13 protein-coding genes are annotated in these 13,161 nt (G+C 63.0%); 11 read left to right on the top strand and 2 right to left on the bottom strand.

Features of this window, described 5'->3' with window-relative positions; genetic code table 11:
• Positions 1 to 57 precede the first annotated feature (57 nt).
• The 4 genes from A7A08_RS12405 to bchE are packed head-to-tail and all read left to right on the top strand — an operon-like array spanning position 58 to position 3,319.
• Entirely contained in the window at positions 58 to 651 is a 594-nt protein-coding gene (locus tag A7A08_RS12405) for a hypothetical protein (RefSeq protein ID WP_342586680.1), read from the top strand.
• Entirely contained in the window at positions 641 to 1,012 is a 372-nt protein-coding gene (locus A7A08_RS12400) for a winged helix-turn-helix domain-containing protein (protein ID WP_069095785.1), read from the top strand. Before A7A08_RS12405 ends, A7A08_RS12400 begins: the two co-directional genes overlap by 11 nt.
• Before the next feature lie 30 nt (positions 1,013 to 1,042).
• Positions 1,043 to 1,744 carry a di-trans,poly-cis-decaprenylcistransferase gene (locus A7A08_RS12395; RefSeq protein WP_069095784.1) on the top strand — a complete coding sequence of 234 codons (702 nt, stop codon included), beginning with the start codon at positions 1,043 to 1,045 and terminating at the stop codon, positions 1,742 to 1,744.
• Positions 1,745 to 1,804: 60 nt separating this feature from the next.
• Complete coding sequence (gene bchE, locus A7A08_RS12390) at positions 1,805 to 3,319, top strand: magnesium-protoporphyrin IX monomethyl ester anaerobic oxidative cyclase (protein WP_069095783.1); 1,515 nt, start codon at positions 1,805 to 1,807, stop codon at positions 3,317 to 3,319.
• Between the two features lie 6 nt (positions 3,320 to 3,325).
• On the opposite strand, the gene A7A08_RS12385 is transcribed toward bchE, so the two are convergent.
• Both A7A08_RS12385 and A7A08_RS12380 read right to left on the bottom strand, forming a co-directional pair.
• Positions 3,326 to 4,627: an NTP/NDP exchange transporter gene (locus A7A08_RS12385; protein WP_208430635.1), complete on the bottom strand. Its 1,302-nt coding sequence runs from the start codon at positions 4,625 to 4,627 to the stop codon at positions 3,326 to 3,328.
• Between the two features lie 30 nt (positions 4,628 to 4,657).
• Entirely contained in the window at positions 4,658 to 5,605 is a 948-nt protein-coding gene (locus tag A7A08_RS12380; RefSeq protein WP_069095858.1) for an aldo/keto reductase, read from the bottom strand.
• A 250-nt stretch (positions 5,606 to 5,855) separates the two neighbouring features.
• Between A7A08_RS12380 and A7A08_RS12375 the strand changes: the two genes are divergently transcribed.
• From A7A08_RS12375 to A7A08_RS12345, 7 genes are all read left to right on the top strand, one after another.
• Positions 5,856 to 8,030, top strand: coding sequence for a putative bifunctional diguanylate cyclase/phosphodiesterase (locus tag A7A08_RS12375; protein WP_069095781.1), 2,175 nt, complete (start codon positions 5,856 to 5,858; stop codon positions 8,028 to 8,030).
• Positions 8,031 to 8,153: 123 nt separating this feature from the next.
• A complete protein-coding gene (locus tag A7A08_RS12370) occupies positions 8,154 to 8,594 on the top strand; it encodes a YybH family protein (protein ID WP_169823004.1) in 441 nt (146 codons plus the stop codon).
• An 87-nt stretch (positions 8,595 to 8,681) separates the two neighbouring features.
• Positions 8,682 to 9,098 (top strand): pyridoxamine 5'-phosphate oxidase family protein, encoded by a 417-nt coding sequence (locus A7A08_RS12365; protein WP_069095780.1) that lies wholly within the window; start codon positions 8,682 to 8,684, stop codon positions 9,096 to 9,098.
• A 193-nt stretch (positions 9,099 to 9,291) separates the two neighbouring features.
• The gene (locus tag A7A08_RS12360; RefSeq protein WP_069095856.1) at positions 9,292 to 9,681 is read left to right on the top strand and encodes a DUF983 domain-containing protein; all 390 of its coding nucleotides are present in this window, start codon (positions 9,292 to 9,294) and stop codon (positions 9,679 to 9,681) included.
• A gap of 92 nt (positions 9,682 to 9,773) precedes the next feature.
• The gene (locus A7A08_RS12355; protein WP_069095779.1) at positions 9,774 to 9,983 is read left to right on the top strand and encodes a hypervirulence associated TUDOR domain-containing protein; all 210 of its coding nucleotides are present in this window, start codon (positions 9,774 to 9,776) and stop codon (positions 9,981 to 9,983) included.
• Between the two features lie 90 nt (positions 9,984 to 10,073).
• Positions 10,074 to 10,517 carry an MEKHLA domain-containing protein gene (locus tag A7A08_RS12350; protein WP_069095855.1) on the top strand — a complete coding sequence of 148 codons (444 nt, stop codon included), beginning with the start codon at positions 10,074 to 10,076 and terminating at the stop codon, positions 10,515 to 10,517.
• A gap of 262 nt (positions 10,518 to 10,779) precedes the next feature.
• Positions 10,780 to 13,131: an FdhF/YdeP family oxidoreductase gene (locus A7A08_RS12345; RefSeq protein WP_069095778.1), complete on the top strand. Its 2,352-nt coding sequence runs from the start codon at positions 10,780 to 10,782 to the stop codon at positions 13,129 to 13,131.
• Positions 13,132 to 13,161: the final 30 nt, after the last annotated feature.

Raw genomic sequence — 13,161 nt, 5'->3', positions numbered from 1 at the left:
CTTACTTTACATCATAAAGTACTTGGAGGGGATCCAATGCGCGATTATGAAAAGGCTTTGTCCGATATCGCCGACATTCGCAGCAAGGTGGCGGCAAGTACGACCTTCAAAGGTCTGGGGCCCGCTGCCCTGGGCATCACGGGTTTGATGGCGCTGGCCATGGGGATCGGCCAAAGCCTCTTTCTCACCGATCCGCTCGATGTGCCCCTGATGTTCTTCGGCGGGTGGGTCGTCATCGCAGTGATAAGTGTGGCGTTGATCGGTGCTGAGATGGTGGTTCGCTCCCGGCGCGAGCATGGTGGTCTTGCCGATTCCATGATCCTCAACGCCGTGCATCAGTTTCTGCCGGCGGGAGCCGCTGGGGCTGCAATCTGCGCCATCTTTCTGAGGTTCGCGCCGGACAATGTCTGGATGCTGCCTGGCCTTTGGGAGATGTTGGTGAGCCTCGGCCTGTTTGCGGCGCTTCCGTCGCTGCCGCGCAGTGTCGCGATTGCCGGGGCATGGTACTTCGTCAGCGGGTGCGCCGTTCTCATGTGGGCGGCGGGCGATGAGTCGCTGTCTCCCCTGATGATGGGGATTCCCTTCGCCGTCGGCCAGCTGCTGCTCGCGGCGATCATCTATCAGAGCTATGGAGAAACCGATGTCTCGTGAGCGTTCCGCGCCGTATGCCTATGACGGGCTGGACCGGGTCATACATGAGAAGGCGCGGCTTGGCATTCTGACATCGCTGATCGGACACCCGAAGGGACTGAGCTTCGCTGATCTGAAGAGGCTTTGCGGCCTCACCGACGGCAATCTCTCGCGTCACCTCCAGGTGCTGGAAGAGACCGGACTGGTGCGGATCGACAAACGCTTCGAGGGCAAGCGTCCGCTCACCACTTGCCGCCTTACGCCTGCGGGGCGCGAGCGCTTTCTCGATTATGTCGCCGAGCTGGAGCGGGTGGTGCGGGACGCCGCGGATGTGAGCGCTCGCGTGGGAAGCGAACCGATGTTGAAACCCAGAGGCGCCTAGCCGCCTCTTTTTTTGTCAGGAGACTTTACAATGCAAAGTGCACTGCAGGGCAGAATTCATATCGGCGTTATCATGGACGGAAACGGGCGCTGGGCTGAGGAGCAGGGGTTGCCGCGCAGCCTAGGTCATCAGGCGGGCGTTCGGGCTGTGCGATCCGTCATCGAAGCCGCACTCGAGGCCGGCGTCGGCACGCTGACCCTCTACGCGTTCTCAAGCGACAACTGGTGCCGACCCAGGGCTGAGATCGCGGTTCTAATGCGTCTCCTGCAGAGCTATCTCGATCGAGAGGTGGCCAGTCTCAAAGGGCAGGACATCAGGCTCTCCTTTATTGGGCGGCGAGAGCGCCTGGCACGCACCCTGCTGGACCGGATCACCTGGGCGGAAGGTGCGACCGCCGAATGCGAGGGGATGCATCTTCGTGTTGCCGTCGATTATTCGGGGCGGGACGCGATCCAGATGGCGGCGCGACAGGCCGACGCCGTAATGAGTCGGGCCGCATTCGGTCGGCTCGTAACGGGTGACGGCGCGCCGGATGTGGATCTCCTGATCCGCACGGGGGGCGAGAAGCGGTTGAGCGATTTCCTGCTCTGGGAGTGCGCCTATGCGGAGCTGCTCTTCACCGACTGCATGTGGCCGGATTTCGGACCCGATGCGTTGAACGCAGCGCTCGCCGAGTTCGGCAGGCGACAGCGGCGATTCGGTGGGTTGGCGCCCGACGCTCAAGCCGCCTGACCGGCTTCCCTCGCGGGGTTCCTTCTCCTCCCACCTCGATTTTCGCTGGGGGCGAATTCCATGCGCGTGCTTCTCGTCAACATTCCTCATCCGTCCATCGGCAGCCGGATTCCCGACGATCATCTGCCGCCGTTGGGTCTGCTCTCCATCGGCGGGCCGCTGATCGACGACGGTCATGATGTACAGCTGATCGACGGGGAGTTCGGACCGATGCCCGTAGAAGAGCTCGTCGACCGTATTGTGGACGGGGAGCCGCAAGCGGTTCTGTTCGGGCACTCCGGCTCCACGTCCGGACATCCCGTCATCACCGCCGTGGCTGCCAGGGTGCGGGCCCGTCTGCCCGACGTCGCCATCATCTATGGCGGGGTCTTCCCGACCTATCACTGGCACGAGATCCTGCACACCGAACCCTGGGTGACCGCGGTGGTCCGGGGTGAGGGGGAGGAGACCGCCCGCCGCCTCATCGGCGCTCTAGAGGCTGGCGACTCCCTGGCCGGTATTGCCGGCATCGCCTATCGCGGCCCGATCGGTCCGTGTGCCACGGTTCCTGCACCTGTGATCCGCGACCTGGATGCTTACCGCGTGGGCTGGGAACTCATCCATCATCCGCACTACAGTTATTGGGGCGGGCTTCGGGCGGTGGTGGTGCAGTTCTCCCGCGACTGCCCTCATCTCTGCAATTACTGCGGCCAGCGAGGTTTCTGGACGCGATGGCGTCACCGGGATCCAGTCAGTTTCGCGAAGGAAATCGCCAGGCTGCACCGGGAGCATGGGGTCAAGGTCTTCAATTTCGCCGATGAGAATCCGACCGTGTCGAAGAAGGCCTGGAAGGCCTTTCTCGAGGCGCTGATCGCTGAGGAGGTCGATGTGATCCTGGTGGGCTCGACGCGGGCTGACGACATCGTGCGCGATGCGGATATCCTCCACCTCTACAAGAAGGCGGGCTGGCAGCGCTTCCTGCTCGGGATGGAGACGACCGACGCCAAGACGATCGAGCTCATCCGCAAAGGGGCCGCGACATCGACCGATCGTGAAGCCATCCGCCTGATGCGCGAACACGGCATTCTATCGATGGCGACCTGGGTGGTCGGCTTCGAGGAAGAGACGGACGCCGATCTCTGGCGCGGGCTGAAGCAGTTGCTGTCCTACGACCCCGACCAGATCCAATTGCTCTACGTCACGCCCCACCGCTGGACTCCCTTCTTTCGGATCGCAGAAGAGCGGCGCGTCATCCAGACTGACCGGCGGCGGTGGGACTACAAGCATCAGGTGCTCGCCACCCGCCACCTGCCGGCATGGCGCACGCTGTTATGGGTGAAATTCACAGAGATAGTGCTGCAAGGCCGGCCAAAGGCGCTTTGGCGCACCTATTGTCATCCCGATCCCGGGCTGCGCCACGCCATGCGGTGGTACAGCCAGATGGGGCGCCGGGTGTGGCCCTACGAGATCGTCAATTTCTTTCTGCGGCGCCGGACTAAGAACGGTCCGACGCTCCGAGGCTTCTGGGGGGCGCCTCAGGATCAGGAGGAATATTCGATGGCCGTCACGCGTCCCAGCGCCCCGCGGTTGGTCTGACGTGCGTCATGCCGCGCGCGTTTGGACCGCACGCTCGCGGCGTTTTTCGGCGCGGCCGATGGCGAAGCCGGTCCCTGCCCAGACGAGGGCGACGCCGGCGCCGACGACCATGGCGAAGGTCGGGTCGCCGACGATATCCAGGCCGCGCTTCACCCAACCGCTGACGGCGTCGCCGCCGCGATAGACGACGGTATCGATGAAGTTCTTGGCCTTGTATTTCTCCTCCGGTCCGACGGTAGTGTAGAGCATCTCGCGCCCGGGCCTCACGAGAGCGTATTCGCCGGCGCGGCGGGCGATCATAACCACCGCGAGCACGGCGAAGACCGGCGACAGGGCAAGCCACAGGAAGCCGCCCGCGATGACGACCGGGACAGCGACCAGCAGCACCCCGATGCCGAGCCGGCGCGCGATATGGCCGGTCAGGAAGAGCTGGGTGACGATGGACAAGCTCTGCACGATCGTGTCGATCAGGCCGAAGATCTGGGTCTGGCGGGTCGGATCGGGAAAGTTCTCCGCCACCAGCCGCGCCTGCTCGAAATAGAGGAAGGTGCTGACGCTCGACAGCAGCACGACGAAGACCGCGATGCCCGCCAGGTATCCCGACTTGAAGACCTCCGTCGCGCCAGCGAACGGGTTGCCCCCGAGGGGCTTGCGGCTGTCGTCGGCGAGAGCCGCATCGTCGTCGACGGGGTGCCTGTCGCGCCAGCGATAAAGCAGCATGGCCGCGACGGCGCTTGCGGTCAGGAACACGGCGGAGAGCGCCAGCAGACCCGAGTGGCCGATGGGCACGACGAGAAGCGTGCCCAAGATCGGTCCGGTCAGTCCGCCGAGGCTGGCGCCGCCGGCAATCATGGCGAAGAGCCGCTTAGCTTCCGCGGTGACGAAGATGTCGGCGAGCACGCTCCAGGCGAGTGAGATGGCGATCAGGTTGAAGACCGAGAGCCAGATATAGAATGCCCGCGCCGTCCAGATATCGTCGGGGCGGATGGCCAGCGCTGCGGCGAAGCCAAACAGGTTCAGCACGAAGAAGCCGTAGGCCCAGGGGAGTATTCGGCGGCGGGAGGCGATGGAGGCGAGCCAGCCGAAGAGCGGCATGGCGGCAAGGGTCGCGATGAAAGTGCCGGTGAAGAGCCACTGGAGGTTTTCCACGCCGCCGGCGATGCCCATGGTCTCGCGCACCGGGCGCAGCATGAAGTAGCCGGTGAAGAGCAGGAAGAACATGGCGAGGCCGCCGGCGACGGCCGGGATCTCGCCAGGCTCCAGATTGAGCAGCCTCCCGATGCGGCGACCGGCCGCGCTATCGGCCAAGTGGCCCATGAAATCCCCCGGAACCGGTGGCTAGGCGAAGGTCTCGATCAGCTCTTTCTGCTGCTTCTCGCTCAGCAGCGGGCCGACGCCCGCATGAAGATTATCGGCCTGATGCTTCGGCTTGCTGGTGGCCGGGATCACCGCGGTCACGGCCGGATTGCTGATGGCGAATTTCAGGAAGAGCTGCGCCCAAGAGGTCGCCTCGACCTCCGCGGCCCAGCCGGGTAGGGGCTTGCCCTTCACCTCTGCGAAGAGCCGTCCGTCATCGAAGGCGCGGTTGATCAGGACGGCGATGCCTTTTTCCTTGGCGAGGGGCAGCACGGTCTCGGCAGCTTTCGGCCCATTCACCGAATAGTGGATCTGGATGAAGTCGAGCGGCTCGGCCCGCATGATTTCCTCCATCTCCGAAAGTCCGCCGTCGAGGTAATGGGTAATGCCGACATACTTGGTTGCGCCTTGCTCCTTCAGCTCGCGTGCGTAGGCAAGCTGTGTCTTCCAGTCCCGAAGATTGTGGACCTGAAGAAGCTCGACGTGATCGGTGCGGAGCTTCTTCAGAGAGCCGGCCCATTGGGCCTCGGCCGCCTCGCGGCTATCCGCGGCGATCTTGGTGGCGAGGAAGCAGCGGTCGCGATAGCCGCCATCCTCGAGCAGGGCGCCCAGGGCCGCGTCGGCATTGCCGTAATTGGGCGAGGTGTCGAACACCGTGCCGCCGCCGTCGAAGAATACCTTGATGGTCTCCTTGAGCGCCTCGTATTCGGGCGAGCCGATCTGCACGTTATAGCTGCCGGAGGTGCCGGCGCCGATGACGGGGACCTCCTGGCCGGTCGCGGGGATCGCGCGCTTGCGGAGCGGCTCAGTCGGCGGCTCTGTGGGCTTGACCACCTCAGCCGCCTGCGCGGCGAAACGGGTCTGGGAGCAGAGGAGGAGGCCGCCGGCAGCGATGCTCGCGGCGGTCAGAAACTCTCGGCGGGACTGCATGAAAAAATCGCTCCTTCCGCTGTGTTCGATCTTCCGCAAAACGCGTCAACCCTTCTCCGTCTACGAAGGAGGGAGGCCCATGGTTTTCGAAGAATGCAGCAGAATTGCAGAGAGCCGGGGTCGTCCGCGACTTTGGCGATAGAAGCCGCAACAGGGTGTGGTCTTTCAGGCGGGCCGGCGTCCCGCAATGGTATGTATTTTTCGCGTTTAGATTGCCGATTCTTAACGATTGGCGGCTACGCGGGAAGCCATGACCAGGATGCCTTATCCGATGCCCGAGAGCGAGGAGAACCGCCTCGAGGCGCTCGCCGAGTACCATCAGATCGACACGCCGCCGGAAGAGGAGTTCGACCGGTTGGTGTCGCTTGCTGCCCGGATCTTCCGCGTGCCGATCGCTCTGATTTCGCTTCTGGAACGGGACCGGCAGTTCTTCAAGGCGCGGCTCGGCCTCGACGTTTGTGAGACGGACCGGACCGTCTCGTTCTGCGCCCATGCGATCATGGGGGACGAAATCCTGTTCGTGCCGGACGCGACGAAGGACGAGCGCTTTGCGGCCAACCCGCTTGTTACGGGTCCGCCCTATATCCGCTTCTATGCCGGCAAGCCGCTGCGCGCGCCAAACGGCGAGAATATCGGCACCTTCTGCATCATCGATACGGCCCCGCGAGAGCACTTCACGAACGAAGACCGGAAAAACCTGACCGCTTTGGCGAACCTTGCGATGGACGGGATGGAGATGCGGCGGCTGGAAGCCGCGGAGGTCGTGAATGCGACTCGCTTCGCCAATATCGCCGCCACGTCACCGGATGCGATCATCTGCAATGACGAGGCAGGCCGCGTGACGTTTTGGAACGACTCCGCCGAGAGACTCTTCGGCTATACCGCCAACGAAATGCTCGGGAAAACCGTGGAAGCTCTGGTTCCCGATAGCTGGCGCGAACTCTACGAGGACGAGGTGCGCCGTCTGAGGACGGGGGTTCCGATGACCCTCGCCGATCGCACCATCGAGCTTTCAGTCTTGCGTAAGGACGGAACAGAGTTTCCCGCAGAGGTCTCGCTCTCGACATGGCAGGAGAGCGGCCGGACCAGCGTCGGGGCCATCGTGCGCGATATCACCGAGCGGCGCACCCACGAGCAGAAAATGTTCGAGTTGGCCATGATGGATCAGCTCACGGAAGTGCCGAACCGCAGCGCGTTCATGGACGTCTTGAGCGAGGTGCTGAAGGCCGGGGAACTCGCCACGCTGCTCATGATCGATCTCGACGGTTTCAAGGAGACGAACGACTCCCTCGGCCATTCCGGCGGCGACCTCGTGCTACGGCAAGTGGCGGCCAGGGTGAAGGCGGTCGCCAAGGGCGCCAAGGTTGTGGCACGGCTCGGCGGCGACGAGTTCGTCGTGCTGATGTCGGGGAATTGCATCGGCGAGATCAGAGCCCTGGCTGACGAGATGCTGCAGGCTCTTTGCGACCCATACGTCATTGCCAGAAAGGAAGTGGAGCTTGGCGCCAGCATCGGCATCGCGCTTGCGCCCCGGCACGGCGAGGAGGCGGAAGAGCTGATGAGCGCTGCAGACCTCGCGTTGTATCGGGCGAAGAGCGCGGGCCGGCGCCGCTACGAGTTCTTCCAGCCAACATTCCGCGTGGCCGCCGTAGCCAGACGCATCTTTAGCCGTGAGCTTCGGCGGGCGTTTCAGCGCAACGAATTCGAGCTCTACTATCAGCCCCAGGTCGCCACCCGGACCAAGCAACTTACGGGGGCAGAGGCGCTGCTGCGCTGGAATCACCCGGAGCGGGGACTTCTGCCGCCTGGTGCCTTTCTTGAGGTGTTGAGTGGGAAACCGACGGCGGCCGATGTCGGCGAATGGATCCTGCGCCAGGCCTGTCTGCAGGCGGTCGAGTGGCGGAGGCGATCGCCGGGCTTCCGCATCGGCGTCAATCTGTTCGCCGCGCAGTTTCGCTCAGGGCGCCTCCTGACCAGCGTCCAGAATGCCCTCGCCGAAAGCGGTCTTCCGCCCGAGGCGCTCGAGCTCGAGCTCGTCGAAACTGTCCTGCTTCTAAACGACGACCGAACGCTTACGCTCCTGCGGGAGCTGCGGCGGCTGGGCGTCGGGCTCGCTTTCGACGATTACGGAACCGGCTATGCGTCCCTGAGCCTTTTGAAGCGCTATCCGGTCACCCGGCTGAAGATCGATCAATCCTTCGTCCACGACCTAACGGTCGACGAGGAAGATGCCGCTGTCGTGAAGGCCGTCATTTATCTGGGCAAGAGCTTCGGTCTGGACGTGATTGCCGAGGGGGTCGAGACGGAAGCGCAGCGGCTTACACTCGACGCGGCGGGCTGTCAGGAAGCCCAAGGCTTTCTCTTCGGACGACCGATGCCGGCCGCCGAATTTACCGCCCAGTTCCTCGCCGCCCGCGCGGCCTAGTCGGTCTCTGTGCCCTCACATACCCCCAACACGGTTCCGCCCTTCCTTCATGCTGGTTGAACTCGGAGGCGGGGTCATATGTTACCGGTTGGAGAAGCGAAGCAATTTTTCAAAGGAGATTGGATGCTGAATACATTTCGGATTTTTGCCGCCTTCGCCATGCTGGCGATGGTGAGCGTCTCGGCCTACGCGGAAGACTACAAGCAGATCGTCGAAGGCCAGTACGCGGCATTCGACAAGGCGTTCAACGCGCAGGACGGCGAGGCGATCGCGAAGATGTATACCAACGACGCTCTGCTGCTGCCGTCGTCCCATGAGGTGATCGAGCAGGACGGCATTGCGCAGTTCTTCGAAGGCTTGTTCGAGGCCGGCATCACCGATCACAAGATCGAGCTGATCGAGATCACGGAAGCGCGGGACGGCACCATCATCGCTGCCGGACGGTGGCATGTCATGGCACCTGGCGAGGACGGCGAGCCCACTGAGGTGAACGGTCTCCTCACCCATGTCTTCAAGCAGCAGGAGAACGGCAACTATCTGGCGCGACTCCACATCTTCAATTAGGAGCGAGCCACAAATCTAAGGGGCGGCACGTGAACAATCGCGCGCCGCCCCGCGTTCAAGGGGCTCCAAAATGAAAAGGAGCCAGGAATGTCGAATAAATCCCTCGCCGATCTAGCCCAGCGCATCAAGAAGATCGATTTCGGAATGCTCACCACGGTGGCGCCGGACGGCGGGCTGGCCTCACGTCCCATGAGCAACAATCAGGACGTCGAGTATGACGGCGACAGCTATTACTTCACCAGCGACGATACGGACATGGTGCGCGAGATCTCCGACAATCCTCGTGTGGGCCTGACCTTCCACGGCGAGGAGAGGTTCTTCGTTGCGGTCGCGGGCGAAGCGGAAATCATCCGCGACAAGGAAACCTTCAAGGCCCATTGGGCGCCCAGCGTCGACGAATGGTTCGAGGACGGGATCGACACGCCCGGACTCGTGCTGCTCAAGGTCCGCGCCAAGCACGTGCACTATTGGGAAGGCGAAGAGAGCGGCGAGATCGTCCTCTAAGGCCGCCCGAAACAACGCCTGCGCCGCCCTCGGTCTTAGAATCGGAAGCCGGTCGTGCCGCTCGACACGAAATCGTTATGAGCGACATTCCGACCGGTTGACCAGGGCGGTCCGGCTCTGGTTGGCTGCCTGAATATTAGGCAGCGCCGAGTCGACTTTCGGTGCGCTCGAAAGAGCCGAAAGGGCGATGAAAATGTCGGAAACCAAGGAGTGGCCACCTCTTTCCCCGGTCTGGGTCGGGCTTCGCGGCTGTTGCCCGCGCTGCGGAAAAGGGCACCTGTTCAAAGGCTTTCTGACCATCCGCAAGGAATGCGATGTCTGCGGTCTCGATTTTTCCTTCGCCGATCCGGCCGACGGCCCGGCATTCTTCGTGATGTGCTTCGGCTGCGTGCCCGCCGTGATGCTCGCGGTTTGGATCGAGATCGCGTTCCAGGCGCCCTATTGGGTGCATCTCGTCACGTCGGTGCCCTTCCTCCTACTCACCTGCATCCCGCCGCTTAGGCCTCTGAAGGCCTGGCTGGTTGCCAGCCAGTATTATCATAAGGCGGAAGAGGGCCGGCTTGTCCGGCCCGAAGAGGCGTAGGTCAAACTCACGCCCAAGATCCCGGTGCAACGATTGCGGCTCGACCTCCGTTTAGGGGAGGGCAGAGGAGCCAACGCGTTTGCGAGGAGATCTTGGCCGACACGTTTAAGCCGGGCGACAAGGTGAGCTGGGAAACGGCGCAGGGCACCACCCATGGCGAGGTGGTCGAGAAGGTCACATCCAAGACCACTATCAAAGGCCACGTCGCAAAGCCGAGCCCGGACGATCCGCAATATGTCGTGAAGAGCGACACGTCCGGCGAAGAGGCGGTCCACAAGCCGGAAGCCCTGACGAAACGCTGAGACGGTCCGGCTGCTGCCGCTTCACCCCGCCCGTACAATCCCCTCTCGCCGAGCTTGCGCGGCCGGCCCTTTCAGCCAATGTTCGCGGCTATGGCCAACCCGCTCGATCAGGACTTCTTCGATCTCCTCACAGGAAGCTATCGCCGGCTGGTTGGGGACGATCTCGCCCCGCCGGGACAGGATGTACGGTGGCTCTACGAGGAGGCGCCGTTCGCCGTACTGGCCCACAATACCGACGAGGATCCTCGTTTCGTCTACGCCAACAGATGGGCGCAGCGATGCTTCGAGATGGGATGGGACGAGATCGTCGGCCTGCCGTCGCGCTATTCGGCGGAAGCACCGGAGCGGGGCGAGCGTCAACGTCTGTTGGACGCTGTGGCACGAGATGGATTTGTCCGCGGGTATCGCGGAATCCGCATCGCCAAGTCAGGCCGACGCTTCTTCATCGAAGACGGCGTAATCTGGCAGCTCATTGACGACGGCGGCGTCTGGTGCGGACAAGCGGCGACCTTCGCCCGCTGGACCGATATCTAGCTCCTGTTTTTGTTAGCTTTTGCTCGCCTTAGCGCCAGCATCAGGCTTTTCTATCGCCCGATAAGATATTGAAATCAATGATATTTTTTGACGCGCGGCACTTGGTGCGCTAGGCGAAACGCACTACCTAACCGGTAATGCCGACATCGGCGCGACACCGTCACCAACATCGCTATCAGGAATGACGGCGCCGGCGCCCAGACGAGGCGGCGGGCTTGGCAGCCCGGCTGCCCGTGCAGAGAGAACCCTAAGGGAAACGACTATGGCTTCTGATAAGAATCGGAAATCGGATCACGACGATCATGCCGCCGGTGGCTGGGGCGCGGTGAATGCCGCTGAAAAGCAGCTCAGCCGGCAGAAGATCCTGATGAAGGGCAACAAGCTGCTGCTCTCCATGAATAAGCCGGGCGGCTTCGACTGTCCGAGTTGCGCGTGGCCCGACCCCAAGAAGCCGAAGCTCGCCGAGTATTGCGAGAACGGCGCCAAGGCGGTGGCCTGGGAGGCCACCAAGAAGCGCACCGGCCCCGATTTCTTCGCCGAGCACACTGTCACCGAGCTTCTGACCTGGAGCGACTTCGAGCTCGAGGATCAGGGCCGCTTGACCCATCCCATGGGCTACAACGCCGAGACGGACAAATACGAGGCGGTCGACTGGCACACGGCGCTTTCGGAAATCGGCACCTTCGTGCGCGAGCAGGACCGCAAGCGGGTCGAGCTCTACACGTCAGGCCGCACCTCGAACGAGGCCGCTTTCCTCTGGCAGCTCTACGGGCGCCTGATCGGCACCAACAATTTCCCCGACTGCTCCAATATGTGCCACGAGACGACAACCGTGGCGCTTCCTGAGAGCATCGGCATCGGAAAGGGCACGGTGACCCTCGACGATTGGGAGCATTGCGACGCTCTCTTCATCATTGGTCAGAACCCGGGCACCAACAGCCCGCGTATGCTGTCCTATCTCCACGAGATGGCGATGAAGGGCGTGCCGATCGTCAGCTTCAATCCGTTGAAGGAGCGGGGGCTCGTCCGCTTCACCGACCCCCAGAGCCCGCGCGAGATGCTGACCGGCAAGGCTCAGCAGATCAGCTCCAACTATTTCCAGCTGCGTACCGGCGGCGACATCCTCGCCATGCAGGGCATCTGCAAGGTGGTGGTCGAGGCCGATGACGCGGCCAAGGCGGCCGGCCGCGAGCGCGTTCTCGATGTCGACTTCATCGCCGAGCACACTCACGGCTTTGAGGCTTTTGCGGATTACGTGCGCAATCTGTCCTGGGCCGATATCGAGCTCTACACCGCGCTGACCCGCGAGCAGATCGAGCAGGCGGGCGAGATCTATATGAAGGCCAACAACGTCATCTGCTGCTGGGGCATGGGGATCACCCAGCACCGCAGGGGCGGCGATGCTCTGCAGCAGATCATCAACATGCTTCTGCTGCGCGGGAATATGGGTAAGCCCGGCGCGGGCGCCTGTCCGATTCGCGGCCATTCCAACGTCCAGGGCGACCGCACGGTGGGCATCTATCAGAAGCCGAAGGAGCCGTTCCTGCAAAAGATGGACGAGGTGTTCGGGTTTGAAAATCCGCGGGAGTGGGGACACGACACGGCCGAGTGCTGCGAGGCGATCCTGCGCGGCGACGTCGATGTCTTCCTTGGCATGGGCGGCAATTTCTTCCGGGCCATTCCGGATCTCGACCGGGTCACCGCCAAGGTGAAGGATATCGGCCTAACCATGCATGTGGGCACGAAGCTGAACCGCAGCCATCTGCTGACGGGCAAGCGCGCCTACATCCTGCCGGCGCTCGGCCGGACCGAGCTCGACGAGCAGGAATGCGGCAAGCAGACCATCACGGTCGAGGACAGCTTCTCCATGGTGCACGGCTCCACCGGCATGTTGAAGCCGGCGAGCGAGCATCTTCGGTCGGAGCCCTGGATCATCGCCGGGCTTGCGAAGGAGACCGTGGCCGACCGCGCCCCTATCGATTGGGATGGGTTGGTCGCCGATTACGACCGTATCCGCGACAAGATGGAGGAGGTCTTCCCCGACCTGTTCGAGAACTTCAACGAGCGCCTGATGGTGCCGGGCGGATTCCGGCTTCCCAACGGCGCGTCCGAGCGCGTCTGGAATACGCCTACGGGCAAGGCCAATTTCCTGTTCACTCCGAACATCAAGGACTCCGACGATGCGGTGCCGGATTCCGGCCACCTCCAGCTCATGACGCTGCGCAGCCACGATCAGTTCAACACCACGGTCTATTCCCTGAACGACCGCTACCGCGGCATCAAGGACGATCGCATGGTGGTGTTCATGAACGAGCGGGACATGGAGGAGCGCGGGCTTTCTGAAGGCGACATGATCGCGTTCGAGGCGGCGGCCGACGATGGGATCGAGCGGCGGGTGAGCGGCTTCAAGGTCGTGCGATACGACCTGCCGCAAGGATGCTGCGGGGCGTATTACCCCGAGACCAATCCGCTGCTCGCCCTGTCGCATCGCGACGAGCGCAGCAACACGCCGGCGTCGAAATCCGTTCCGGTGAAGGTGGTCGCCCTGACACAGGCAACGCCGGCGAACACGGTTTCCGAAGGTGCGGGGCCCGAGCTCGTGCCGGCCGAATAGGCATCGGTCGGCGACCGCTCCTGCATGGCG

Source organism: Methyloligella halotolerans (assembly GCF_001708935.1).
In the GTDB taxonomy this organism is placed as follows: domain Bacteria; phylum Pseudomonadota; class Alphaproteobacteria; order Rhizobiales; family Methyloligellaceae; genus Methyloligella; species Methyloligella halotolerans.
This window is presented reverse-complemented; position numbering and strand designations above follow the sequence as displayed.